Genomic DNA, 25,572 nt, shown 5'->3' on the forward strand with positions numbered 1-25,572 from the left:
GGTCGCTGTCATGCGAGGCGCCTCGCGTCTCGCACGGAGCTGGACATGGTTGCGGCGGTACCGGTCTCGGTACCGCCGCTGGCACGTCCACCCGGTTACCAAGCGTCCTCGATATGTGCCCATCAGGTCGGAGTCTTTGCCCGCTCCTGGTGTGGCTGGCCCGTAATCGACGGGTCGACGTCGCGTGGGTGCCGGGTTTTCATGCGCGGTCCGTGGGGCCTTGCTGCGTAATTCAGGTCATCCTCGCGGATGTCCTTGGTCTCGCGGGCCGTTGAGTCCTTTGTACTCCAGGGGCCGGTGGAGCGGTAGTGGTGGCCGCACTTCTTTACTTTTGGGTTCAATTACGGACGAGTTGGTTCAATCGGCGGGTCAGGCGGGAGCCGCGCCGGCTCGACGGCGGGCGGCGTACCAGACGGCTCCCGCCGTAAGTGCGGCGGCACTCACGGCTGCCGCGGCCATGAGCGCCGGTCGCGGCGGCAGGGAGAACGCCGAGAGGCGCTGCTTGAGGCGGACGGGCCGATCGAAGACGAGAATCGGCCACTCCCGGAGCGCGGCCTCCCGTCGCAGCGCGCGGTCCGGATTGACCGCGTGGGGATGGCCGACGGATTCCAGCATCGGTACGTCGGTGGCCGAGTCGCTGTACGCGTAGCAGCGGGCCAGGTCGTATCCCTCGGATTCCGCGAGCGCCTTGATGGCTTCGGCCTTCGTGGGGCCGTACGCGTAGTACTCCACCTCGCCCGTGTAGCAGCCGTCGTCACCGACGACCATGCGGGTGGCGACGACGCGGTCGGCGCCCAGCAGTTCACCGATCGGCTCGACCACCTCGGCGCCCGAGGTCGAGACGATCACGACATCGCGGCCGGCGGTGTGGTGCTCCTCGATGAGGGTCGCCGCCTCGTCATAGATGATCGGATCGATCAGTTCGTGCAGCGTCTCGGCCACGAGCTCCTTGACCTGCTGTACGTTCCAGCCCTTGCAGAGCGCCGAAAGATATTCGCGCATCCGCTCCATCTGGTCGTGATCCGCACCCCCGGCAAGGAACACGAACTGTGTGTACGCGGTACGCAGCACCGCGCGGCGGTTGATCAGCCCGCCGTGGTAGAAGGACTTGCTGAAGGTCAGTGTCGAGGACTTCGCAATGACCGTCTTGTCCAGGTCGAAGAAGGCGGCTGTGCGCGGCAAGAAGCGGTTTTCCACACGGCAGAGCATAGGGGCCCGCCATTCGGCGTAAACCCTGGCGCGTGGGTTTGCCTGAGAAGGGCCTCGGGTACACCATGGAAGTCACGGATCGTTCGCGACCGTGCTAACCCGGTCCGGCTCCTCCCCCCCGAGTCGGCCGTGGGGACGACCCCCGCTCTCCCCCCGGCGGGGGTCGTCGCATGTCCGGACGCGGTTTGTCGCGCCGAATCGACCATTTCTCCTCCTTCTGCTCCCTGTCGGGCCGTGTCTGCGCCCGGCTCACTTCAGCGTGCACCGTGACGCTGGGTAGCGAAAGAGTCGCACCGAGAAGTCACCGATATGGGCTACGGAGTTATTCACAACCACTGAGTTGTCCACGGTTTTTGAGCAAGATCCACATGATTTCCGGAAGCGCTGCACCGTGATTCCACCCGTGAACTCCACGGGTACCGGAATCACCGTTCTCGGACGGGCTCCGAGATCGCCGCAACCGCGGCGAAGGTGAGTGATGGAGGGGGAGAGCGTGGCTGAATCCAGTGCGCAGGACCGATGGGCGGCCGTCACCGCGCGGCGGGGTGGGCCGCTGATCGTGACCGAGGACGTGGATCTGCTCGACGACCTGCTGAGGCTGTGTGCCGCTGCCGGCGCGGAACCGGAGGTGCACCACACGCTGCCGGACCACCGAGAGGGGTGGGAGCAGGCGCCCATGGTCCTCGTCGGCGACGACGCGGCCGCACGGTGCCGCGGCGCGGCGCGCAGGCGGGGCGTCATGGTCGTGGGACGGGGCCGGGACGTGCCGGACGTGTGGCGCCGAGCCGTCGAAATCGGCGCCGAGTGCGTGATCCGGCTGCCCGAATCCGAGACCTGGCTCGTCGACCAGATCGCCAACGCTTCGGAAGGCGTCGGCCGGCCCGCGGTCACGGTCGGGGTGATCGGGGGCCGGGGCGGCGCGGGCGCGTCCACGCTGGCCTGCGCCCTCGCGGTGACCGCGGCCCGAGCGGGGCAGCGGACCATGCTCATCGACGGGGACCCGCTGGGCGGCGGCATCGACGTGCTGCTCGGCGGCGAGCGGGCGGAGGGCATGCGGTGGCCGGATTTCGCCCACTCGAAGGGGCGGGTCGGTGGGGGCGCGCTGGAGGAGTCGCTGCCCGCCCTGCACGGGCTGCGGGTGCTCAGCTGGGGCCGAGACGACTGGGTGGTGATCCCGCCACCCGCCATGCGGGCGGTGCTGGCCGCCGCGCGCAGACTCGGCGGGGTGGTGGTGGTCGATCTGCCGCGCCGGGTGGACGAAGCGGTGGCCGAGGCCCTTGCCCAGCTGGACCTGGGGCTTGTGGTCGTACCCGGGGAACTGCGCGCGGTCGCGGCGGCGAAGCGGGTGGCATCGATGGCCGGCATGGTGCTTGACGATCTGCGGGTGATGGCGCGGGGTCCGTACGCGCCGGGGCTCGACGCGCACTGGGTGGCCCGGGCCATGCGCCTGCCGCTGGCCGGCGAACTCCCGCTGGAAAGAGGTCTGTCGGCCGAGCAGGACGCGGGCGAGCCGCCCGGCGGCAACGCGCGTGGCCCGCTGGCCAGGTTCTGCGCCGCCTTCTGGGGACAGGCGCTCATCGGGGAGCGCGTCAGCGGCCCCGTCGCCGGGGGCACTCCATGACCGAGGCGCTGCTCGACGCGGTGAGGCAGCGGCTCGCCTCCAGCGGCACTGCTCCGACCCCGGCCGGGGTCGCCGCCGCTCTGCGGGCGCAGGGGCGTCTGCTCGGTACGGCCGAAGTGCTCGGCCGTGCGGACGAACTGCGAGGGGAGCTGATCGGCACCGGGGTGCTGGAGCCCCTCCTGGCCGACCCCGAGGTCACGGACGTTCTGGTGTCGGCGCCCGACCGGGTCTGGGTGGACCGGGGCGGTGGGCTCGAACTCACCGCGGTGACCTTCGCGGACGCCGCCGCGGTCCGCAGGCTGGCCCAGCGGCTCGCGGCCGTGGCGGGACGCCGGCTGGACGACGCCAGGCCCTGGGCGGACGCGAGACTGCCGGACGGCACCCGTATGCACGCGGTGCTTCCGCCGGTATCGGTCGGGTCTACGTGCCTTTCGTTGCGGGTGGTCAGGCCGCGGGCCTTCTCACTGGCGGAGCTGGTCGAGGCCGGGACGGTGCCGCCCGGAGGCGACCGGGTGCTGAGGGCCCTGGTGGAGGCGAAGGTCTCCTACCTGATCAGCGGCGGGACGGGGGCGGGGAAGACGACTCTGCTTTCGAGCCTGCTGGGGGCGGTCGGGAAACGCGAGCGGATCGTGCTCGCCGAGGACTCCGCAGAGCTGCGACCGGACCACCCGCATGTCGTACGGCTGGAGTCGCGGCCCGCGAATCAGGAGGGTGCCGGACGGGTCACCCTTCGGGATCTGGTGCGGCAAGCCCTGCGTATGCGTCCCGACCGGCTGGTGGTCGGTGAGGTACGAGGCAGCGAGGTGACCGAGCTCCTGGCCGCCCTCAATACGGGACATGAAGGAGGCTCAGGAACTGTTCATGCCAATGCCGCCGGGCACGTCCCGGCACGGTTGGAGGCGCTCGGTACCGCGGCGGGGCTCGACCGGCTGGCGCTGCACAGCCAACTCGCGGCAGCTCTGTCGGTCGTGGTCCACCTCGTACGGGACCGGACGGGACGCAGGCGGATCGCGGACATCCATGTACTGGAGCGGGACGCGGCCGGGCTGGTGCTGACCGTCCCGGCGCTGCGGTGGGGCGCCGCGGGCTTTGAGCGGGAGCGCGGCTGGGAGCGGCTGCACCAGCTCATCGGGGGTGCGCTGTGACCGGCGGGACGGCGCACATCGGGATCCCGGACGTGGTGCACGCCGCGGCGCTGTGTGCGGCGATGGCGGCCTGGCTGGTGGTGATGGGACGTAGTCGGCCGCTGCGCAGGGCGCGCGTGCTACTGACCGACGGGGGCGAGCGGTCGTCGGCCGTGGAGAGGTGGTGCGGGGTCCGCAGCCGGATCGAGAAGCGGCTGAGAGGGAGGTGGGAGTGGCTGTGTCTCCCGGTGGCTTCGGTGCCGGCGGTGCTCGGGCAGTCCGTACTGCCGTTGATCGCGGGGGCCGCTGCCGTCCCCCTGGCGCGGAGATGGTTGCTGAGAAGGAGGGCCCGCAAGGAACAGGAGGCCCGGGCGAACGGGGTGGGGGACCTGTGCGGTGCGCTGGTCGGCGAGCTCAGGGCCGGTCGCGAGCCGGGGGAGGCGCTGCTCGTCGCGGTGCGCGGTACGGACGTGATGGGCGATGCCGGATTCCGGGTGTCGGCCGCCGCACGGTTCGGGGGCGACGTGCCGCGAGCGCTCGTCCAGGCGGCGGGTGAACCGGGGCTGGAGGGACTGGCCGGGGTGGCAGCCTGCTGGCGGGTGTCGGTGGGCAGCGGGGCCGGGCTCGCGACGGGCCTGGGCCGACTGGAGAGTGCGTTGCGTGCCGAACGCCGGCAGCGGGACGAGCTGCGGGCGCAACTCGCGGGGGCATGGTCGACCGTCGTGGTGCTCGCCGTGCTCCCTGTTATCGCCCTGGTGCTCGGCGCCGCGCTGGGCGCCGACCCGTTGAGGGTGTTGCTGCACAGCACCACCGGTCTGGTCTGTCTGGTGACCGGCGGCCTGCTGGAGGTGTGCGGGCTCTTCTGGGCTTCCAGGATCGTCCGGGCGGGAGAAGCCGGATGAGCGCGTCGGCCGGAGGGAATGCCCAGGCGGCGGAAGCCATTGCGGTGGCGGTGTGTCTGTACGCGCGAGTGGTTCTCCCTTTGGCGCGGCGGCAGGCCGGTCGGCGGGTGCGGCGTCGGGGCGAGCGCCTTCTGGCGGTGGGGCCGGCGGTTTCCGGTGTCCGGATGGGGCCGTTGCGGTCCTCCCGGCCTCGGGTGGGCCATACGGTCTCCCTCGGCCCGCTCAGACAGTGGGTGGTGCTGTCGGCGGTCGTGCTGACCGGGTGGTTCCTCGTGGGCGGCCTGGCGGGATGGGTGGTTGGCCTGGCCACGGCCTGCGCCGCGCGGCGGTGGCAGCGGACGAGGCTCGGATACGCCTCGCGACTCGCCGCGGAGACCAAAGCCCGAATGGCGGAGGCCGCCCGCCAGCTGCCCATGGCGGCGGACCTGCTGGCGGCCTGCCTCTCCGCCGGTGCCGGTCCGGTGGAGGCGGCCGAGGCGGTGGGCGAGTCCCTGGGCGGTCCGGTGGGCGATCAGCTCGCCCGGACGGCTGCGGAGATCCGGCTCGGCGGAGACCCGGCCGTCGCGTGGGGGAGGTTCGGCGAGATACCGGGTGCCGCCGCCTTGGCCGGCTGCCTGGACCGGGCGGGCTCGTCCGGTGCGCCGGCGGCGGAGCCGGTGGCCCGGATCGCCGAGGCACTGCGGACCGAGCGGGCGAGGGCGGCCGTGGCGCGGGCGCAGCGGGCCGGCGTGATGGTCACCGCGCCTGTGGGGCTCTGCTTCCTCCCCGCGTTCCTGTCGGTCGGGGTGGCGCCCGTGGTGATCGGGCTGGCCGGGGGCCTGCTCCAGCCGGCGTAGTCCGGAAGGCGAAGACGTAAGAGCAGTTCAGTCGTGTCGTACGTAATCGATGTGTCGGGGGTTTGAAGTGATGCGCAAGATCAAGAACTGGACGCGATCCGTGGTCCGTCTCGCACGGTCTCGGGCCGACAGCGGAATGACGACGTCGGAGTACGCGGTGGGCACGATCGCGGCCTGTGCGTTTGCCGCGGTGCTCTACAAGGTCGTCACCAGTGCCGCGGTGATGTCTCAGCTGCAGTCGCTGCTGAAGGGCGCGCTCGATGCGAAGTTCTGAGGCGGGCGCGGGGGCCGCCGGGGCGGCGGGTCCGCAGGTCGGTTCGGGCGGGGGAGAACGGGCGGCGCGGGGGCGCCGTGGCGGACGACAGGAGCTTCGGCGATCGGGGAGCGGTGACGGCGGAAGCCGCCATGGTGATCCCGGTGCTGACGCTGTTCGCTCTGGCCCTGCTGTGGGCGTTGATGGCTGCGTCGGCCCAGATTCGTTGCGTGGACGCGGCCCGGGCCGGGGCCCGTGCCGCGGCCCGTTCGGAGCCCGCTCCCCAGGTGCGGGAAGCCGCTCTCTCCGCCGCGCCCGGCGGGGCTTCGGTCGAGGTGGAGCGGGCCGGACAGCTGTGGCGGGTGACGGTGACCGCTCCGACGCCCGGGCCCGGGCGCCTCTCCGTGAGGCTGAGAGCGGAGGCAGCGGCCGCGGCTGAGGATGCGCCGGTGCCTGACGCGGCGGCTGCCGCGGGGGCGCCGAATCCGGCGGCGGAAGGGGGCGGTCGGTGACGGGACGGGGCCGTTGCCGGTGGGGTGGGGCCTCGGCGCGGTGGCGAGGGCGGTGTCGGATGTCGGTGGGGGATCAGGGGATGGCGACCGTTTGGGCGGCGGTGACCACGGCGACACTGTGCACCGTGTTCGCGGTGGTCCTGGCGCTCGGGCAGGCGGTGGCCGCCCGGCACCGGGCCGGGGGCGCGGCCGATCTGGCGGCGCTGGCGGCGGCGGACCGGGCGCTCGAAGGCGTGGAGCCGGCCTGCGCGTCGGCCGAGGAGGTGGCCAGGGCGCAGGGGGCGGAGGTGGTGCGGTGCGCGGTGCTGGGAGAGGTCGCCGATGTGACGGCCCGGGTGCGGTTCGGGCCGTACGCGCCGGAGGTCAGGTCCCGGGCGGGGCCGGCGGGGGAGGCTCCGTCGGGCGGTCCGCCGGTCCGGGCGGGCCGGGATCAGCGGGGCGGCCCGGACCGGATCGGCCGGGCGGCCCGGGCCCCCGCCGTAGCGCCCGCGTCGTCGTCCTTGCCCAGCCCGCTCGGCGCTCAGCCCAGCCCGCTCGGCGCTCCGCCCGGGCCGTCGGTCTCGCCCGCCCCGTCCGGCGCGGAGCGCAGGAGTTCCGTGAGGAGGCGGACGGCGCCTCGTTTGTGCAAGGGGTCGTTGCCGTTGCCGCACTTGGGGGACTGGATGCAGGACGGACAGCCCGCGTCGCACTCGCAGGACGCGATGGCCAGGCGCGTGGCCGACAGCCACTCGCGGGCGGTGTGGAAGGCGCGCTCGGCGAATCCGGCGCCGCCCGGGTGGCCGTCGTACACGAAGACCGTGGGCAGCAGGGTGTCGGGGTGCAGCGGGACGGACACCCCGCCGATGTCCCAGCGGTCGCAGGTGGCGAAGAGGGGCAGCATGCCGATCGAGGCGTGCTCGGCGGCGTGGAGCGCGCCGCCGAGGATCTCCGGGTTGATCCGGGCCGCGTCGAGCTGGTCCTCGGTCACCGTCCACCAGACGGCGCGGGTGCGCAGGGTGCGGGGCGGCAGGTCCAGCTTGGTCTCGCCGAGCACCTCGCCGGTGATCAGCCTGCGGCGGAGGAAGGAGACGACCTGGTTGGTGACCTCGACGGACCCGTAGCAGAGGCGGCCGTCCCCCCAGGGGATCTCGGTGTCGGTGTCCAGGACGGCGATGGAGGTGGTGTCGCGGGCGGTGGTCGAGTACGGCGGGTCGGCCTGTTCGACCAGGGCCACGGAGTCCTCCAGGTCCAGTTTGCGGACCAGGTAGGAGCGGCCCTGGTGGAGGTGGACGGCGCCCTCGTGCACGGCGCTGTGGGCGGCGGACTCGTCCACGGTGCCCAGCAGCCGGCCGGTGCCCTCCTCGACGATCTGGACGGGGCGGCCGCCCTCGCCCCGGATGTCGGTGAGGTCGGCGGCCCGCTCGCGCCGGGTCCAGTGCCAGCCCGAGGGCCGTTTGCGGAGCAGTCTGGCGGTCTCGAGCTGGGGGAGGAGCCCGGGCGCGGTCGGGCCGAAGAGCTGGAGGTCGTTCTCGGTGAGCGGAAGCTCCGCGGCGGCGGCGCAGAGGTGGGGGGCGAGGACGTACGGGTTGTCCGGGTCCAGGACGGTCGACTCCACGGGCTGCTCGAACAGGGCCTCGGGGTGGTGGACGAGGAAGGTGTCCAGCGGATCGTCGCGGGCCACCAGGATGGCGAGGGCGCCCTGACCCGCCCGTCCGGCCCGGCCCGCCTGCTGCCAGAGGGACGCCCTCGTTCCCGGGTAGCCGGATATGACGACGGCGTCCAGCCCGGAGACGTCGATGCCCAGTTCCAGGGCGGTGGTGGCGGCGAGGCCCAGGAGGTTGCCGGAGTGCAGGGCGCGTTCCAGGGCGCGGCGTTCCTCGGGGAGGTACCCCCCGCGGTAGGCGGCGACCCGGGAGGGCAGGGTGCGGTCGACCTCGGCGAGGCGTTCCTTGGCGATGACGGAGATCAGCTCGGCGCCGCGCCGGGACCGTACGAAGGCGACCGAGCGGACGCCCTGGACGGTGAGGTCGGTGAGCAGGTCGGCGGTCTCGGCCGTGGCGGTACGGCGTACGGGGGCACCCTTCTCGCCGTGCAGCTCGGTCAGCGGGGGTTCCCACAGGGCGAAGACCAGTTCGCCGCGCGGGGAGGCGTCGTCGGCCACCTCCGTGACGGGGAGGCCGGTGAGGCGGCCGGCCGCGAGGGCGGGCTCGGCGGAGGTGGCGGACGCGAGGAGGAAGACGGGATCGGAGCCGTAACGGGCGCAGAGGCGGCGGAGCCGGCGCATCACCTGGGCGACGTGGGAGCCGAAGACGCCCCGGTAGGTGTGGCACTCGTCGATGACGACGTAGCGCAGGGAGCGCAGGAAGGAGGACCAGCGGGGGTGTGACGGGAGGATGCCCCGGTGCAGCATGTCGGGGTTGGTGAGGACGTAGTTGGCGTACTGGCGCACCCACTCGCGTTCCTCGACCGGCGTGTCGCCGTCGAAGACGGCGGGCCGGATGCCGTTGCCCAGCGGGGCGGCCAGCGTCTTGACCGAGCGTCGCTGGTCGGCGGCCAGCGCCTTCGTGGGGAGAGGTAGAGAGCGGTGGCGCCGCGCCCGTTCGGGGCCTCGGAGCCGTCCAGGAGGGCGCTGAGGACCGGGGCGAGGTAGGCCAGGGACTTGCCGGACGCCGTTCCGGTGGCGATCACGACGGACGTGCCGTCCAGTGCGTGCTCCGCGGCGGCCGTCTGATGGGCCCAGGGGTGGTCGATGCCTGCCTTCTGGATGGCGGCGATCACTTCCGGACGGATGCGGTCGGGCCAGACTGCATGGGTTCCCGTACGAGGGGGCAAGTGCTCCGTATGAGTGATGCGCGCGGACCGGCCCGCCCCTGCGGCGAGCCGGTCGAGGACCATGTCGGGAGAGGGGCGGGAGCCCCCACTCCCCGGGGGTCGACTGGGGCGTTGATTCTTGGCCATCGGCACCGAGTGTGTCACTGGCGAGGCGGACAATGGTCCGAAGGCGTCGTGCATGGCTGCCGGTAAGTGATTGAATGCCATCGCGGCTGGCGATCCGTCCCCCGGCTCCGTCGGGGAGACCGAGGGGCGACCGCTCGATAGCAAGGTGCTGGAGGATCCGTGGACCTGTCCTTGTCGACTCGCAATGTGTCCGGCCCTGGTGGCGACCGTACGGTCGTCGAGGTCGGTGGCGAGATTGATGTGTATACCGCGCCCAAGCTGCGCGAGCAGTTGGTCGAGTTGGTGAATGACGGCAGCTACCACCTGGTTGTCGACATGGAAGGCGTCGACTTCCTCGACTCCACCGGCCTCGGCGTGCTCGTGGGCGGCCTGAAGCGGGTGCGTGCCCATGAGGGCTCGCTGCGCCTGGTGTGCAACCAGGAGCGCATTCTCAAGATTTTCCGGATCACCGGTCTGACCAAGGTGTTCCCGATTCACACCACGGTCGACGAGGCCGTCGCGGCCACCGACTGACCTCCGGTCCGGCGCCGGGCCGGTTCGTGCCGGTCCGGCGGTGGCCGGCCTGCGGCGGCTCCCCCGGGAGTCCGCCGGGGCGGCGGTGTTCGTCCCGCCGCGGTCGGCGGGGTGCGCCCGGGCTGCCGGGATCACCCGGTCGGCGGCCCGGGGCCGATTTATTTGTCAGCCGTATTCGTCAGCCGCCCGATCCGTCCGGGAGAGACCGCTTGGCGCCGGGAGCCAGGGCCCGCAGAGGGAACCGGGGCTTCGGGCCGCGCGGCCTGTCCCCGGCATGCACATACGTACGTTCGAGGGGGATCGCATGGCCACCGTTGAACTCCGCTTCAGCGCCCAGCCCGAACACGTCAGGACCGCCCGTCTCGTGGCGGCGGCCGTGGCGCGCAGGGCCGGAGTCGACGAGGCCGTGCTCGACGAGGTCCGCCTCGCCGTGGGCGAGGCGTGCAGCCGCGCCGTCGGCCTGCACCGCAGCCACGGCATCACCGCTCCTGTCACGGTCCGCCTGATCGAGGAGGAGAAGACCTTCGCCATCGAGGTGGGGGACGAGGTGCCGGGCCCCGGCGCCGACGGCTCCGTTCCCGGTGGTGTCTCCGGGCGACGCGGCGGAGGGCTCGATGAACCCGAGCCCGAAGCGGACGACGAGGACGAGATGGGCCTCGCGGTCATCAGTGGCCTCGTGGACGACGTGGAGGTCAGGTCCGGTGCGGATGGCGGAGTCATCCGGATGAGCTGGCCGAAGACGCCGGTCGCCGTCCTTCCCTGAGCGGTGCCGATGCGCGTCGTGAGCGATGCGTGATCAGTTCCCCTTCCGGCGTGGCCTTCTGACGCCACATCTGGTCGGCCCCTTCTCGCCCGAGTGAGGAATCGCTCGCGTGTTCCCCCTTGGTGAGGGCTGTCCGGGTGAGTTGCGTATCCCTCATTTCCCTTGGTGCAAATGGCTGCAAAAGCCCCCTTACCGGGCGCCTGGCACCCGGATGGAGGGCGTTCGGCGTGTAAGTTCCGGGGCCGAGAGCCTTGGAAGGGACCAAACCGGTGAACAAGAAGCTTGCAGCCGCGCTGTCCGGCGGTGCGGTACTCGTACTGGCACTGTCGGGCTGCAGCGACGACAGCGACGACAAGGTGAACGACTGGGCGAAGAAGGTCTGCGACCAGGTTCAGCCGCAGCTGCAGAAGATCGCGAACGCCAACGCGTCCATCCAGCAGCAGACCTCCGACAACAGCAAGCCCGCGGACGTCCAGAAGACCGACTCCGAAGCCTTCCAGCAGATCTCGCAGGCGTACAAGGCACTGGGATCGGCCGTCGATTCGGCGGGTCCGCCGCCGGTGGACGACGGAGAGACCACGCAGAAGGAGGCCGTGAAGGAACTGAACGCCTCCTCCGCGGCCTACGCGAAGCTCCAGAAGAAGGTCGACGATCTGGAGACGAAGGACCAGGGCAAGTTCGCCGACGGCCTCAAGGGCGTCGCGGAGGAGCTGAACAAGATCAGCACCAACGGTGACCAGGCGCTGCAGAAGTTGCAGTCCGGCGATGTCGGCACCGCGATGGCCAAGCAGGAGGGGTGCCAGAAGCCGACCGCCTCGGCGTCTCCCTCGGGCGGCTCGTCGGACGACTCCGAGCCCTCCGCCAAGCCTTCGACCGAGCCGTCGAAGGAAGCGTCTCCCTCCGCGTCCGCCGACAAGAAGGCGTAACCGGGCGGTCGGCGTCACGGCCCGCGCAGAACGTACGGAAACCGGGTGAGCGGCCCGGCCACCCCGGGGATGCCCGGTGCGGTGGCCGGGTCGCTGCCGTTGTCAGTGGGAGCCGTCACAATGGGGCTCGTGAGTAAGACCAGCCTTTTCGCAGCAGACCTTCCCGCGGCGGACCACGCGCACCGGCTCCGCGAAGCCCTGCTCGCGGCCGCGTTCACGGCCGACGGGCTCCTCGACCTGCTCGGTGCGCCCGCCTACGCCGCGCTGGCGCGCAGCGAGACGGTTCCGGCGTTGCGGGCCACGCGCGGTGACACGCCGCTCGACACGCTGGTGCGTCTCTTCCTCCTCCAGCGGCCCGTGCCCGTCGAGCGGGCGGCGGCCGTGCTCCCGCTGGAGGAGTGCGCGGCGGACGGCTGGCTGACCGAGTCGGCCGGCGAGGTGCGGGCGACCGTCGATGTGCGGCCGTACGGCGGGCCGGACGGCGAGGACTGGTTCATCGTCTCCGACCTCGGCTGCGCGGTCGGCGGCGCCGGCGGGATCGGCTCCCGCGAGAAGGGCGTCGTCCTCGGCATCGGCGGGGCCTCCACCACCCTGGCCGGGATCACCGTCCGCAAGCCCGTCGGCTCCGCACTCGACGTCGGTACGGGCTCCGGCATCCAGGCACTGCACGCCGCGCAGCACGCCACCAGGGTCACGGCGACCGACCTCAATCCGCGCGCCCTGGCCTTCACCCGGCTCACCCTCGCCCTGTCCGGCGCCGCCCCGGCCGACCTGCGCGAGGGCTCGCTGTACGAGCCGGTCGGCGCCGAGACCTTCGACCTGATCGTCTCCAATCCGCCGTTCGTCATCTCCCCGGGCGCCCGGCTCACCTACCGCGACGGCGGGATGGCCGGTGACGACCTGTGCCGGACCCTGGTGCGGCAGACCGGCGACCGGCTCAATGAGGACGGCTTCGCGCACTTCCTGGCCAACTGGGAGCACACCGAGGACGAGGAGTGGCAGGACCGGCTGCGCACCTGGGTCCCGGAGGGGTGCGACGCCTGGATCGTGCAGCGCGAGGTGCAGGACGTCACGCAGTACGCGGAGCTGTGGCTGCGCGACAGCGGCGACCACCGCACGGACCCGGCTGAGTACGAAGCGCGGTACGACGCCTGGCTGGACGAGTTCGAGGCGCGGCGGACCAAGGGCGTCGGCTTCGGCTGGATCACGCTGCGGAAGTCCGCCGCGGCCGCCGCCGGGAGCCCCTCCGTCGTGATCGAGGAGTGGCCGCACGCGGTGGAGCAGCCGCTCGGACCCGCCGTCGAGGCGCACTTCGCCCGCCAGGACTATCTGCGCGAGCAGGACGACGCCGCGCTCCTCGCCGCCCACTTCACCCTGGCCGCCGAGGTGGTCCAGGAGCAGGTGGGGCTCCCCGGCGCGGAGGACCCGGAGCATGTGGTGCTCCGTCAGAACCGCGGCATGCGCCGCGCCACCAAGGTCGACGCGGTCGGCGCCGGGTTCGCCGGTGTCTGCGACGGCTCGCTGCCCGCAGGGCGCATCCTCGACGCCATCGCCCAGCTGATGAACGAGGACCCGGTGCTGCTGAGGGACCGCACCCCGCAGGCCATCCGGCTGCTGGTCGAGGAGGGCTTCCTGGAGCCGCTGCCCCCGGGCGGGCGGTGACCGGATGATCCGGATCGAGCTGGACGAGGCGTCGCTCGGCGCGACCCGTATCGCGATCAGCCCGTTGTGGGACGCCTTCTGCAGCCTCCACCTCGCGATGCCGCACCGCCATCCCTCCCGTCCTTACGAGGAGTGGGTGGTGCGGGCCCGCGAGGTGCTGCGCGAGGACGACCGGACGCATCCGCTCCGGCTGCTGATCGACGGCCCCCACCAGTTCCCCGACTTCATGCTGCCCCGGCCGGTCGGGGCCACCGCCGTCGAGACGGAGCTGAACGCCGTACGGACGACGCCGGCCGACGTCGTACGCGCGGGGATCGCCGAGCACTACGCGGGCCTCGAGGACCATCCGTACGTACGCCCCTATCTCGCCGATCCCGAAGGCGCGTGCGCGGAGCTCGCCGATGCGTACGCGGCGTACTGGGAGGGCGCGATGGCCGCCCACTGGCCCGTCATGCGCCGCCTGGTCGAGGACGAAGTGCTCATCCGGGCGCGGACCTTCGCCACCGAGGGCATCGACGCGCTCTTCACCGGCCTGGAGAGCCGGGCCAAGTGGCAGCCGCCGGTCCTGGAGCTGACGAAGCACATCGACGCGGAGTACCGGGCCGGCGAGCGGCGGCTCCTGCTCGTGCCCCTCGTCTTCGCGGAGGGCTGCCGGCTCTACTCCACCGACGACCCCGAGGTCCTGACGGTGTCCTTCCAGGCGCGTGGCGCGGGCGCCCTGCGCGAGCGGCCGGCCGAGCGCGCCGACAGCGGAGACCGGCTCGGGCTGCTGCTGGGCCGGGGCCGGGCCTCCGTCCTGCGCCAGCTCGGCGGACCGCTCACCACCGCCGGGATAGCCGACCGGCTCGGGCTCGCGCCGAGCACGGTCTCCGAGCACCTGTCCGCCCTGGCCGAGGCCGATGTCGTCACCCGGCACCGGATAGGCCGCAGCGTCTACTACCAGCTCACCGACACCGGCCGTGCCCTCCTCGCACTGCTCTCGGGGGAAGACGTTCTGCGCGCGGTCTCGTAGGAGGAGGCGCGGACGATTCGGGGGCTTCCGAATCGATGGCGGGGGCGGCGACGGCGGACCTAGCGTCCGGGCCATGCTTGCGATCGAGGCGAAGAACCTGCGCCGCACCTACACCAGCCGGACCGGCTTCCTGCGTCCGCGCCGCACCGAGACCGAAGCCGTGCGGGGGGTGACCTTCGAGGTGGCGCGCGGTGAGCTCTTCGGGCTCCTCGGGCCGAACGGCGCGGGCAAGACCACCACCATCAAGATGCTCAACACCCTGCTGCTGCCCACCTCCGGCACGGCCCGGGTGCTGGGCCACGACGTGGCGTCCGACCCGGTCGCCGTACGCCGCCGGATCGGCTACGTCTTCGGCGGCGACCGGGGCCTGTACGACCGGCTTTCCGCCCTCGACAACCTGCGCTACTTCGCCGAACTGTACGGAGTCGAGCCCCGGGACAAGAAGCGGCGGATCGCCGGACTCCTCGACCTGGTCGGCCTCGCCGGGCGCGAGAAGGAGCGCGTCGAGGGGTACTCGCGGGGCATGCGGCAGCGGCTGCACATCGCGCGCGGCCTGCTGCACAGCCCCGACGTCCTGTTCCTCGACGAACCCTCCATCGGCGTGGACCCGGTGGCGGCGCGCGACCTCCGCCGCACCGTCGCCGATCTGCGCGCCGACGGCACCACGGTGCTGCTGACCACGCATTACATGGCGGAGGCCGACGAGCTGTGCGACCGGATCGCCGTCATCGCGGGCGGCACGATCAGGGCGCTCGGCACCCCGGACCGGCTCAAGTCCCGCGTCCAGGAACGCGGCATCCTGGAGATCGAGGCGTACGGGGCGGGCGAGGACCACCTCGAACGCATCCGCGCCCTGGCCGGTGTGCACGGCGTGGCCGCCGAGGACCGGGGCAGCCGGCAGGCCGTCATCGTGCAGACGGAACACGGCGCCGACCTGCACGGACAGGTCCTCGCGGCGCTCGACGGGGTCCGGATCGGACGGGTCGTCACCCGGGAACCGACGCTGGAGGACGCCTACATCGCGATCGTGGAGGAGGCGGACGAGCCCTCCCGCGCGGAGCCCGCACCGACCGGGCCGGACCACGCCGGGCCGGACCCCGCCGAACCAGCCCCCGCCGGGCCAGCCCCCGCCGAACCGGCCCCCGCCGAACCGGGCTCCGGCTCCGACACCGACCACCGCCTCGGCGGCGAGGTCGCCGCATGACGCCCGCCCGGGCCCTGCGCCTGACCGCCGTCGGCGTGCGGACGCACGTCTCGTACATGAGCCGTTCGCCGCTGGAGATCACCTTCGCCGTCCTCGTGCCCCTGGTCTACGCGACGCTCTCCGTCTACCTCTTCCGCGCCGCCGACGACCCCGACCGGCTGCTGACCGCGGCCGTCGGAGCCGGGCTGATGGGCATCTGGTCGTCGGTCCTCTTCGGATCCGGCGGGGCCGTCCAGAACCAGCGCTGGCTGGGCACCCTGGAAACGCTCGTCGCCTCGCCCACCCCGCTCTCCCTCGTCCTGCTGCCCATCACCCTCGCCACCGCCGTCATCGGCACCTACGCCATGGGCGCCACGGTGCTCTGGGGCGCCGTGCTCTTCGACGTGCCGCTGGACTTCGCGCATCCGGTGCTCTTCCTGGCCGCCGTCCCGGTCTGCGTCCTCTCGCTCGGGATGATGGGGCTGCTGCTCGCCGCCACCTTCGTCCTGCTGCGCAACGCGAACGCGCTGGCCAACCCGCTGGACGCCCCCGTGTGGCTGCTCTCCGGAATGCTCGTGCCCATCACCGTGCTGCCGGACTGGACGCGTCCGGTCTCCTGGGCGCTCCCCACCACCTGGGGCTCCCGCGCGGTGCACGCGGCGACCTCCGGCGGGGCGGGCGCGGCCGAGGTGCTGGTCCCCATGGGCGCCGCCCTCGGACTCGGGGCGCTCTACGCGCTGCTCGCCGTCCTCGTGCTGGGACGCGTCGAACAGCGCGCGCGGGCCGCCGCGACCCTCGCCCTGGCCTGACCCGGCGCGCCGCCCGGGCCCCGCCTCCCCCTTCCGCCCCACCCCAGGAGTTGCCGCATGCCCACCCGTATCCCCCACGCGGATTCCGGTTCCGCACCCGGCCTCCACCGCCGGATCGTTTCCTCGGTCAGGCTCGTGGTGATCGGCGGTGCCCTCTCGTACCGGGCGCTCTTCAACTGGACGACACCGCCCATGTTCATCGGCACCCTGCTCGGCGGTCCGCTGCTGCAACTCCTCTTCTTCGTCTTCCTGGGGCGGCAGCTGGGCGTCGCCGACGACCGCTTCTACCTGCTCGGCAACGCCGTGATCTCCTCGTCCACAGCCTGTGTGTACGGCGGCACGATGGCCGTCGCCAACGAGCGGCGCTACGGGACGCTCGGCGCGGTCCTGCTCAGCCCCCGCCACCGTGCTCCGCTCTGGTTCGGCCGAGCCCTCCCGTATGTGCTGAACGGTCTCGTCATCAGCGTCTTCACGCTCTCCGCCGCTTGCCTCCTGCTCGGTCTGCGTATTCCGCTTGGGGCTCTGCCGGGGCTCGGCGCGGTCCTGCTCGCCGCCGCTGCCGGATGCTCCGCGTTCGGCCTGGCGCTGGGGGCGCTGGGGCTGCGGTTCCGGGACGTCTTCCTCGTATCGAACGTGGCCGCTTCCGTGCTCCTGCTCCTGACCGGGGCGAACGTGCCGCGGGAGGCCCTGCCGGGCTGGATGCGGGCCGTCGGGGACGTGCTGCCGCTGACTCACGCCGCCGACGCGGCGCGTCAGTTGTCCGCCGGGGCCGGGCTCGACGGCCGGGGCATCGCCGCGGAACTGCTGACCGGCGCCGGATACGCCCTGCTCGCCGTCGTACTGCTCGCCCTGTTCGAACGGGGGAGCAGGCGGCGCGCCACGCTCGACGTGATGTGACGGGATCTGCTGTTCACCCCGCGTTGGCGTCCGCGACGCTCCGCGGTGGGAGCCTCCCCGCGTATCCGAGACGTGGCAGGGGAAGAGGGAGGCGTACGGAATGGAGAGCGGGCCCGCTGTCCTCGCCGGAACGACGTTCGCGCTGTTCGGCGCGGCGCTGCTGCTGTGGACGGGGGCGTGCGTGCTGAACCGCGCGCCGGTGGCGTACGGGGTGCGCCCCCTCCTCTCCACCGCACTCGCCACCGTGTTCGGCGTACTTTTCCTCGTCCTCGGGGTGTGGTGCTTCGGTCGCGTGTGAGTGCGCCCATGTGGCAGGCGTACGAGGCCGGGCCGCTCCGGGAGCTGGGAGTGAGGCCGGAAACACGCCCGGGCCGCGTGCCCCTCGTGCCCCGCGCCCGCAGGGCGGTCCGGACCGTACCGAAACCCGCAGGCCGTGGCCGTGCGCGCGGCGGACCGAGCGGGCCGGGCGGCAGGAATGGCGGAAGTCGGGTTACCGTTCGAGTGGCCGTTGCGGGCTTTTGCCGTTTGACACGGGGGCGGGTTGTACCGTCACACTCCGCAGCGACAGCACTGTCGGCAGCGCCCTCGCGCTGCCCCGGATGCCCACCGAGCGTCGACCGGAGAGAAGAGCGAAGTTGTCCCCGACCAGCGAGACCGCACAGGGCGGCCGCCGACTCGTCATCGTCGAGTCCCCTGCCAAGGCGAAGACGATCAAGGGCTACCTCGGCCCCGGATACGTGGTCGAGGCGAGCGTCGGGCACATCCGCGACCTCCCGAACGGCGCCGCCGAGGTGCCCGACGAGTACACCGGTGAGGTGCGCCGGCTCGGCGTCGACGTCGAGAACGACTTCGAGCCGATCTACGTCGTCAATGCGGACAAGAAGGCCCAGGTCAGGAAGTTGAAGCAGCTTCTGGCCGAGTCCGACGAACTCTTCCTCGCCACCGATGAGGACCGCGAGGGCGAAGCCATCGCGTGGCACCTCCAGGAAGTCCTGCGGCCCAAGGTCCCCGTCCACCGGATGGTCTTCCACGAGATCACCAAGGACGCGATCCGCGCCGCCGTCGCCAACCCGCGCGAGCTGAACCAGCGCATGGTCGACGCCCAGGAGACCCGCCGCATCCTCGACCGCCTCTACGGCTACGAGGTCTCGCCGGTCCTGTGGAAGAAGGTCATGCCGAAGCTCTCGGCAGGCCGCGTCCAGTCCGTCGCCACCCGGCTCGTCGTCGAGCGGGAGCGCGAGCGCATCGCCTTCCGCTCCGCCGAGTACTGGGACCTGACCGGAACCTTCGCCACCGGCCGGGGCGGCGACGCCTCCGACCCCTCGACCTTCACGGCCCGGCTCAGCGCCGTCGACGGGCGGCGCATCGCCCAGGGCCGCGACTTCGGCGCGGACGGCCGGCTGAAGTCCGCCTCCGGCCAGACGCTGCACCTGGACGAGGCGAACGCCCGGGCCCTGGCCGCCGCGCTCGCGGACTCCTCGTTCGCCGTGCGGTCCGTCGAGTCGAAGCCGTACCGCCGCTCCCCGTACGCGCCCTTCCGTACGACGACCCTCCAGCAGGAGGCGAGCCGGAAGCTGGGCTTCGGGGCGAAGGCCACCATGCAGGTCGCGCAGAAGCTGTACGAGAACGGCTTCATCACCTATATGCGTACCGACTCCACGACCCTCTCGGACACCGCGGTCTCCGCGGCCCGGGCGCAGGTCACACAGCTGTACGGCGCCGACTACCTGCCCGAGAAGCCGCGTACGTACGCGGGCAAGGTCAAGAACGCGCAGGAGGCGCACGAGGCGATCCGCCCCTCCGGCGACCGCTTCCGCACCCCTGCCGAGACCGGCCTCACCGGGGACCAGTTCCGCCTTTACGAGCTGATCTGGAAGCGGACCGTCGCCTCCCAGATGAAGGACGCGACCGGTAACTCGGTCACCGTCAAGATCGGCGGCCGGGCGAGCGACGGGCGGGACGCCGAGTTCTCCGCGTCCGGCAAGACGATCACCTTCCACGGCTTCATGAAGGCGTACGTCGAGGGCGCCGACGACCCGAACGCCGAGCTGGACGACCGCGAGCGGCGGCTGCCGCAGGTCACCGAGGGCGACGCGCTGTCCGCCGACGAGATCTCGGTCGACGGCCACGCGACGAAGCCGCCGGCCCGGTACACCGAGGCGTCGCTGGTCAAGGAGCTCGAAGAGCGCGAGATCGGCCGGCCGTCGACGTACGCCTCGATCATCGGGACGATCCTCGACCGCGGCTATGTGTTCAAGAAGGGCACGGCCCTGGTGCCGTCGTTCCTCTCGTTCGCCGTGGTCAACCTGCTGGAGAAGCACTTCGGCCGGCTCGTGGACTACGACTTCACGGCCCGCATGGAGGACGACCTCGACCGCATCGCACGCGGTGAGGCCCAGTCCGTGCCGTGGCTGAAGCGGTTCTACTTCGGTACGCAGGAGGGCGACGACGCGGCCGGTGCGGGGGCGGCCTCCGACGCGGGCAACGGCGACGGCGACCACCTCGGCGGGCTCAAGGAGCTCGTCACCGACCTCGGCGCGATCGACGCGCGGGAGATCTCGTCCTTCCCCGTCGGCAACGACATCAAGCTTCGCGTCGGCCGCTACGGCCCGTACATCGAGCGGGGCGAGAAGGACTCCGAGGGCCACCAGCGCGCGGACGTCCCCGAGGACCTGGCCCCCGACGAGCTGTCCGTCGAGTACGCGGAGGAGCTGCTGGCCAAGCCGAGCGGCGACTTCGAACTCGGCGCGGACCCGGTCAGCGGGAACCAGATCATCGCGAAGGACGGCCGCTACGGGCCGTACGTCACCGAGGTGCTGCCCGAGGGCACGCCGAAGACCGGCAAGAACGCGGTGAAGCCGCGGACGGCCTCGCTGTTCAAGTCGATGTCGATCGACACGGTGACGCTGGCCGACGCGCTCAAGCTGATGTCGCTGCCGCGGGTGGTCGGGGTGGACGCCGAAGGCGTCGAGATCACGGCGCAGAACGGGCGCTACGGGCCGTACCTGAAGAAGGGCACGGACTCGCGGTCGCTGACGTCGGAGGACCAGATCTTCGACATCACGCTCGAAGAGGCGCTGGCGATCTACGCGCAGCCGAAGCAGCGGGGCGGGCCGCGGCGAAGCCGCCGCTGAAGGAGCTGGGCACGGATCCGGTGAGCGGGTCTCCGGTCGTGGTGAAGGACGGGCGGTTCGGTCCTTACGTCACCGACGGGGAGACGAACGCGACGCTGCGTACCGGGGACAGCGTCGAGGAGATCACGCCGGAGCGGGGGTTCGAGCTGCTGGCGGAGAAGCGGGCCAAGGGGCCGGCGAAGAAGAAGACGACGAAGAAGGCTGCGGCGAAGAAGGCGCCGGCGAAGAAGGCTGCGGCTACGAAGAAGGCTGCGGCGAAGAAGACGACGGCGGCGGCGGCTAAGAAGACTGCGGCGAAGAAGGCTGTCGCCAAGAAGGCTGCGGCGGAGGAGTAGGGGGCGGGGCGGGGCGGGGCGCCTGCGGCGGGCTGTTCCCCTACCCGCCCCTTCCCGAAACCGGGTCTCTGCCCCGGGCCCCGCGCCTCAAATGCCGGCGGGGCTGGGTTTCCGCGGCGGGGTGGGTTTCGGGGCTCTGCCCCGGGCCCCGCGCCTCAAACGCCGGCGGGGCTGGGTTCCGCGGCGGGGCCTGGTTGGGTGTTTGTTCGGGTGGGGGCACGGGGGGTGTGGGTGTCCCGTTAGGCTGGGCGGATGACGCGAGCCGAGCAGCCTACGGTCGTGAGCCCCACCTCCGACGCACTTGCCGCAGACTCACGCGAGCGCGCCGTACGAGCCCTGTTGCGTGTTCCTCCGCTGAAGCGGTTGTGGAGCGCACAGCTCGTCGGCGGTACCGGCGATGCACTCGCCCTTCTCGTGCTGGTGCTGCTGTCGCTGCAAGCGGCGGTTCTCGAGGGCTCATTCGGGACCGGATACCGGGGGGCGGCCTTTGCCGTCGCCGCCGTGTTCGGGGCCCGGATCATTTCCACCCTGCTCTTCGGAGCCGTACTTCTGGGGCCGTTGACGTCGCTCACGGCGCCGGGCGGGCCGGTCGACCGGCGGTGGCTGATGATCGGGGCCGACGCGGTGCGGCTCCTGCTGCTCGTCGTCGCGCCCCTGTGGATCGACTGGACGCCCTCCAACGCGCTCACGATGATCCTGGTCACCGTCTTCGTGTCCGGGGTGGCCGAGCGGCTCTGGACCGTCGCCAAGGAGAGCGCGGCGCCCGCGCTGCTGCCCGCCCCGCCGATCGAGGGCGCCGCCGTGCGGCCGCTGCCGGACCACCTCGACGCGCTGCGCCGGCTGTCCCTGCGTACGGACTTCGCGGCCGTTCCCCTCGCCGCGGCCGTCCTGCTGGTCGCCACGGTGATCGGCAGTCTGCTGGGCTCCGGCCTGGACTGGTTCTCGTTCCATCAGGCGGCCCTCGGCTCGTACGTGGCGGCCGGGCTGTTCTCCGCCTCCGTCTCCATCCTGTACTTCCTGGAACTGCCCGGTACGCAGACGCCCCGCCCGCGCTCGCCCCTGGAGGGGTTGCGCCGGCCGTCCGCGGGGAACGGCCCCGACAAGGGCCGCACCGGTTCCATCCCGCTGATCGTCGCCACCTGCGCGGCGGTCGCCGGAGCCGTCGCGGCCGCGGCCGCCGTCGCCGTGCTGCACGCCAGCGACCTCGGCGGCGGGCCCGTCACCCTCGCCCTGCTGGTCCTCGCCCTCACCGGCGGTACGGGTGTGGGTATCCGTACGGCGGGGAAGGTGCTGCCCACCCTGTCGCGGCGGCGGATGCTCTCGTTCGCCACCGCCGTCACCGGCATCGCCCTCCTGGCGATGGGCCTCGTCCCGGACACCGCGACCGTCGTCCTGCTCGCCGTACTCGCCGGATACGCGGCGGGCGTCGCCGCGAACACCGGTCATGTCCTCGTCGACCAGGAGACCGAGGAGGCCCGCCGGTCCAGGATCGGCGAGCACCTCCAGGCCGTCGTCCGGATCCTCATCGCCCTCGGCGCGGTCGGCGGGCCCCTGGTCGCCGCGGCCATCGGCACCCACCGGCTGACCATCGGCGACTTTGTCTTCGCGCACGGCGGCGCCGCGTTCACCCTGATGCTGGTCGGCGCCCTGCTGCTGCCCGTCGCGGTCATCGTCCTCGCGAAGACCGACGACCGTTCCGGCGTACCGCTGCGGCGCGATCTGCGGGAGGCGCTGCGCGGCGGAGATCCGGCCGTCGCGCCCGCCGCGAACGGCTTCTTCATCGCCCTGGAGGGCGGCGACGGAGCCGGCAAGTCCACCCAGGTCGAGGCGCTCGCCGCGTGGATCCGGGCCAAGGGCCACGAGGTCGTCGTCACCCGTGAACCGGGCGCGACGCCGATCGGTAAGCGGCTGCGGTCCATCCTGCTCGACGTGTCGTCGGCCGGGCTCTCCAACCGGGCCGAGGCCCTGCTGTACGCCGCCGACCGCGCCGAGCACGTCGACTCGGTCGTTCGCCCGGCCCTGGAGCGCGGCGCCGTCGTCATCTCCGACCGCTACATCGACTCGTCCGTCGCCTACCAGGGCGCGGGCCGCGATCTGGCGCCCACCGAGATCGCCCGCATCTCGCGCTGGGCGACGAGCGGCCTCGTACCGCATCTGACCGTCCTGCTGGACGTCGCGCCCGAGACCGCGAGGGAACGGTTCACCGAGGCGCCCGACCGGCTGGAGTCCGAGCCTCCGGAGTTCCACGCCCGGGTGCGTGCCGGCTTCCTGACCCTGGCCGCCGCCGACCCGACGCGCTACCTCGTGGTGGACGCCGCGCAGGAACCGGAGGCCATCACCACCGTCGTACGCCACCGCCTCGATCAGGTCCTGCCGCTCTCCGAGGCCGAGATCAAGGCCCGCGAGGAGGCCCGCAAGGCCGCCGAGGAGGAGGCCAGGCGCCGGGCCGAGGAAGAGGCCGCCCGCAAGGCCGAGGAGGAGCGGCTGGAGCGCGAGCGGCAGGAACAGCTCGCCAAGCTCCGCGCCGAGGAGGAGGAGCGCAAGCGCCGCGAGGAGGAGGAAGCCCGCCGCCGCGAGGCCGAGCGCCAGGCGGAGGAGGCCCGGCAGCGCGCCGAAGAGGCCCGGCGCCGGGCCGAGGAGGAGGCCGCCCGCAAGGCCGAGGAGGAGCGGCAGCAGGCCGAGGAGGCCCGCCGCGTCGCCGAGGCCGAGCGCGCGCGCCGCGAGGCCGAGGAGGCGGCGTACGAAGCGGAGCAGGCCCGTCTGCGCCGGCAGGCGGAAGAGGAATCCCGGCTCCGCAAGGAGGCCGAGGCCGCGCGACTGGAGAAGCAGCGCAAGGCCGAGGAGGCCCTGATCCGGGCCGAGGCCGCCCGTCGCCAGGCGGAAGCGGAGGCCCAGGCGAAGGCCCGGGCCGATGCGGCTGCCGCCGAGGAGCGGGCCCGTGAGCGGGCCGCCCGCGAGGAGGAGGCCCGCGCCCTGGCCGCCCAGCAGGAAGCCCGCGCCCGGGCTGCCCGCGAGGAGGAGTCCCGGCTGCGGCAGGACTCCGGGGGCCCCTCGGAAGGCAAGGGTTCCGGCAGCGGCGACGAGGCCGCCGGGCCCGACAACGAGCTGACCGTGCCCACGCCGATCGTGGACCCGAACGAGATCACGCAGCCCGTACCGGCGCCCGGGAAGCCGGCCTCCGGTTCCGGCCGGGGACGCGGGCCCTGGCCGTCCGACCAGGACGAGACGACCGTGATCCCGAAGTTCTCGGACGACTCCGAGGAGACGACGGTGCTGCCGGCCGTACCGGTTTCCGACCCGGCCGACCGCGTGCCGCGCGGCATGTTCCGGGACGAGCGGCAGGCGGAGGGCGACAACGAGCGCACCCGTGAGCTGCCGCAGATCACCGACCCGGATGCGCAGCAGCAGCGGCCCCGGCGCCCCCGGCCCGACTGGGCGGAGGAGACCCCGCTGGACGACCTGCCCAGCCTGGCCGACGAGCTGCTCGGCGGTTACGACGACGAGGGCCCGGAGTCCTCGGGCGGCCGGGGACGACGGCCCCGCCGCTGACCTTCCGGCGCCGACGGAAGTACGCCGATGGCCCCGCGCCCTCCACGGGTGCGGGGCCATCGGCGTCCGTGTTGTCAGACCCGTCCCTCACAATGGGAGACCGGAGCGACGAGAGCCACGCGTCGAGCGAAGCGGAAAGGCGGTGCCCCCATGTCCGTGTGGGACGACCTGGTCGGCCAGGACCGGGTGCAGGAGCAGCTGAGCGCCGCCGCCCGGGACGCCGATGTGCTGGTCACCGCCGACGCGGCGGGGGAGCCGGTGCCGCCCGGCTCGAAGATGACGCACGCCTGGCTGTTCACCGGCCCGCCGGGCTCCGGGCGCTCCACCGCCGCCCGGGCCTTCGCCGCCGCGCTCCAGTGCACGAGCCCCGACCGCGCGCTGGGCGGGGCGCCGGGCTGCGGCTTCTGCGACGGCTGCCACACCAGCCTCATCGGTACGCACGCGGACGTCGACGTGATCCGCACCGACCTGCTCTCCATCGGTGTGAAGGAGACCCGTGAGCTGGTCCGACGCGCCCAGCTCTCACCGGCCGTCGGGCGCTGGCAGGTCATCGTCATGGAGGACGCCGACCGTCTCACCGAGGGCGCGGGCAACGTCCTGCTGAAGGCCGTCGAGGAGCCCGCCCCGCGCACGGTGTGGCTGCTCTGCGCGCCCTCGCTGGAGGACGTGCTGCCGACGATCCGGTCGCGGTGCCGCCACCTCACGCTGCGGACGCCGCCGGTCGACGCGGTCGCCGATGTCCTGGTGCGCAGGGACGGCATCGACCCGGAGCGGGCCGCCGCCGCCGCCCGCGCGACGCAGGGGCACATCGGCAGGGCGCGCCGCCTCGCCACGGACGAGCGGGCCCGGGCGCGGCGGGCCGCGGTGCTGAAGCTGCCGCTGCGCGTCGAGGACATCGGGGGCTGCCTCAAGGCGGCGCAGGAGCTGATCGACACCGCGACCGAGGACGCGAAGCAGGCGTCCGAGGAGGTCGACGCGAAGGAGACCGAGGACATGAAGGCGGCGCTCGGGGCCGCCGCCGGGGGCCGGATGCCGCGCGGGACGGCCGGGGTGATGAAGGAGCTGGAGGACAAGCAGAAGCGCCGTAAGACCCGCACCCAGCGCGACAGCCTCGACCTGGCGCTCACCGAGCTGACCGGCTTCTACCGCGATGTGCTCGCCCTGCAGTTCGGCTCGCGGATCGCGATAGCCAACGCCGATGCCGAGGACGCCCTGGACCGCGTCGCCCGCGCGTCCACCCCGGAGCGCACGCTGCGCCGGATCGAGGCGGTGTCGGCCTGCCGCCGCGCCCTGGACCGCAATGTGGCGCCGCTGCTCGCGGTGGAGGCGATGACGATGGCGCTGCGCGCCGGCTGAGGGGCAGGGCGCGGCGCATCACCCGAAAGAGGCGGGAAT

18 protein-coding genes and 3 pseudogenes are annotated in these 25,572 nt (G+C 72.7%); 19 read left to right on the forward strand and 2 right to left on the reverse strand.

Going from position 1 to position 25,572, the window contains the following annotated elements; translation table 11 throughout:
• Positions 1 to 369: 369 nt before the first annotated feature.
• Positions 370 to 1,209 (reverse strand): HAD family hydrolase, encoded by an 840-nt coding sequence (locus NEH16_RS17165; protein ID WP_265543400.1) that lies wholly within the window; start codon positions 1,207 to 1,209, stop codon positions 370 to 372.
• A 559-nt stretch (positions 1,210 to 1,768) separates the two neighbouring features.
• Between NEH16_RS17165 and ssd the strand changes: the two genes are divergently transcribed.
• From ssd to NEH16_RS17200, 7 genes and pseudogenes are all read left to right on the forward strand, one after another.
• Complete coding sequence (ssd, locus tag NEH16_RS17170; protein WP_265547229.1) at positions 1,769 to 2,830, forward strand: septum site-determining protein Ssd; 1,062 nt, start codon at positions 1,769 to 1,771, stop codon at positions 2,828 to 2,830.
• A complete protein-coding gene (locus NEH16_RS17175) occupies positions 2,827 to 3,975 on the forward strand; it encodes a TadA family conjugal transfer-associated ATPase (protein WP_265543402.1) in 1,149 nt (382 codons plus the stop codon). Before ssd ends, NEH16_RS17175 begins: the two co-directional genes overlap by 4 nt.
• Positions 3,972 to 4,856, forward strand: a complete 885-nt coding sequence (locus tag NEH16_RS17180; protein WP_265543404.1) for a type II secretion system F family protein — start codon at positions 3,972 to 3,974, stop codon at positions 4,854 to 4,856. Before NEH16_RS17175 ends, NEH16_RS17180 begins: the two co-directional genes overlap by 4 nt.
• Positions 4,853 to 5,692, forward strand: a complete 840-nt coding sequence (locus NEH16_RS17185; RefSeq protein WP_265543406.1) for a type II secretion system F family protein — start codon at positions 4,853 to 4,855, stop codon at positions 5,690 to 5,692. Before NEH16_RS17180 ends, NEH16_RS17185 begins: the two co-directional genes overlap by 4 nt.
• Positions 5,693 to 5,762: 70 nt before the next feature.
• Positions 5,763 to 5,966, forward strand: a complete 204-nt coding sequence (locus NEH16_RS17190) for a DUF4244 domain-containing protein (RefSeq protein WP_073864057.1) — start codon at positions 5,763 to 5,765, stop codon at positions 5,964 to 5,966.
• Positions 5,967 to 6,079: 113 nt separating this feature from the next.
• Entirely contained in the window at positions 6,080 to 6,457 is a 378-nt protein-coding gene (locus NEH16_RS17195; protein ID WP_343299532.1) for a TadE family type IV pilus minor pilin, read from the forward strand.
• Positions 6,458 to 6,537: 80 nt separating this feature from the next.
• Positions 6,538 to 6,780, forward strand: a pseudogene (locus NEH16_RS17200) (Rv3654c family TadE-like protein); the annotation flags it as partial.
• Positions 6,781 to 6,977: 197 nt separating this feature from the next.
• Here NEH16_RS17200 and NEH16_RS17205 read toward each other — a convergent pair.
• Positions 6,978 to 9,475, reverse strand: a pseudogene (locus NEH16_RS17205) (DEAD/DEAH box helicase).
• 78 nt (positions 9,476 to 9,553) lie between these two features.
• Here NEH16_RS17205 and NEH16_RS17210 point away from each other — a divergent pair.
• The 12 genes and pseudogenes from NEH16_RS17210 (at position 9,554) to NEH16_RS17265 (ending at position 25,533) form a co-directional block, all read left to right on the forward strand.
• Positions 9,554 to 9,907 carry an STAS domain-containing protein gene (locus NEH16_RS17210; protein ID WP_003967428.1) on the forward strand — a complete coding sequence of 118 codons (354 nt, stop codon included), beginning with the start codon at positions 9,554 to 9,556 and terminating at the stop codon, positions 9,905 to 9,907.
• 304 nt (positions 9,908 to 10,211) lie between these two features.
• Positions 10,212 to 10,670 (forward strand): ATP-binding protein, encoded by a 459-nt coding sequence (locus tag NEH16_RS17215; RefSeq protein WP_073966842.1) that lies wholly within the window; start codon positions 10,212 to 10,214, stop codon positions 10,668 to 10,670.
• Between the two features lie 269 nt (positions 10,671 to 10,939).
• Complete coding sequence (locus NEH16_RS17220; RefSeq protein ID WP_073966424.1) at positions 10,940 to 11,596, forward strand: small secreted protein; 657 nt, start codon at positions 10,940 to 10,942, stop codon at positions 11,594 to 11,596.
• A gap of 120 nt (positions 11,597 to 11,716) precedes the next feature.
• Entirely contained in the window at positions 11,717 to 13,258 is a 1,542-nt protein-coding gene (locus NEH16_RS17225; RefSeq protein WP_265543431.1) for a N5-glutamine methyltransferase family protein, read from the forward strand.
• Positions 13,259 to 13,262: 4 nt separating this feature from the next.
• A complete protein-coding gene (locus tag NEH16_RS17230; RefSeq protein ID WP_265543433.1) occupies positions 13,263 to 14,270 on the forward strand; it encodes a helix-turn-helix domain-containing protein in 1,008 nt (335 codons plus the stop codon).
• A 73-nt stretch (positions 14,271 to 14,343) separates the two neighbouring features.
• Entirely contained in the window at positions 14,344 to 15,474 is a 1,131-nt protein-coding gene (locus NEH16_RS17235) for an ABC transporter ATP-binding protein (protein WP_265543435.1), read from the forward strand.
• Entirely contained in the window at positions 15,471 to 16,262 is a 792-nt protein-coding gene (locus NEH16_RS17240) for an ABC transporter permease (RefSeq protein WP_073966420.1), read from the forward strand. Before NEH16_RS17235 ends, NEH16_RS17240 begins: the two co-directional genes overlap by 4 nt.
• Positions 16,263 to 16,319: 57 nt before the next feature.
• Positions 16,320 to 17,159: an ABC transporter permease gene (locus NEH16_RS17245; protein WP_265543437.1), complete on the forward strand. Its 840-nt coding sequence runs from the start codon at positions 16,320 to 16,322 to the stop codon at positions 17,157 to 17,159.
• A 100-nt stretch (positions 17,160 to 17,259) separates the two neighbouring features.
• On the forward strand, positions 17,260 to 17,457 hold the full coding sequence (locus NEH16_RS17250; RefSeq protein ID WP_265543439.1) for a hypothetical protein: 198 nt from the start codon (positions 17,260 to 17,262) through the stop codon (positions 17,455 to 17,457).
• Between the two features lie 337 nt (positions 17,458 to 17,794).
• Positions 17,795 to 20,628 (forward strand): annotated as a pseudogene (gene topA, locus NEH16_RS17255) (type I DNA topoisomerase).
• A gap of 252 nt (positions 20,629 to 20,880) precedes the next feature.
• A complete protein-coding gene (tmk, locus tag NEH16_RS17260) occupies positions 20,881 to 24,177 on the forward strand; it encodes a dTMP kinase (RefSeq protein ID WP_265543442.1) in 3,297 nt (1,098 codons plus the stop codon).
• Between the two features lie 150 nt (positions 24,178 to 24,327).
• Positions 24,328 to 25,533 (forward strand): DNA polymerase III subunit delta', encoded by a 1,206-nt coding sequence (locus tag NEH16_RS17265; protein WP_265543443.1) that lies wholly within the window; start codon positions 24,328 to 24,330, stop codon positions 25,531 to 25,533.
• The last annotated feature ends 39 nt before the right edge of the window (positions 25,534 to 25,572 follow it).

This window comes from Streptomyces drozdowiczii, from assembly GCF_026167665.1.
In the GTDB taxonomy this organism is placed as follows: domain Bacteria; phylum Actinomycetota; class Actinomycetes; order Streptomycetales; family Streptomycetaceae; genus Streptomyces; species Streptomyces drozdowiczii_A.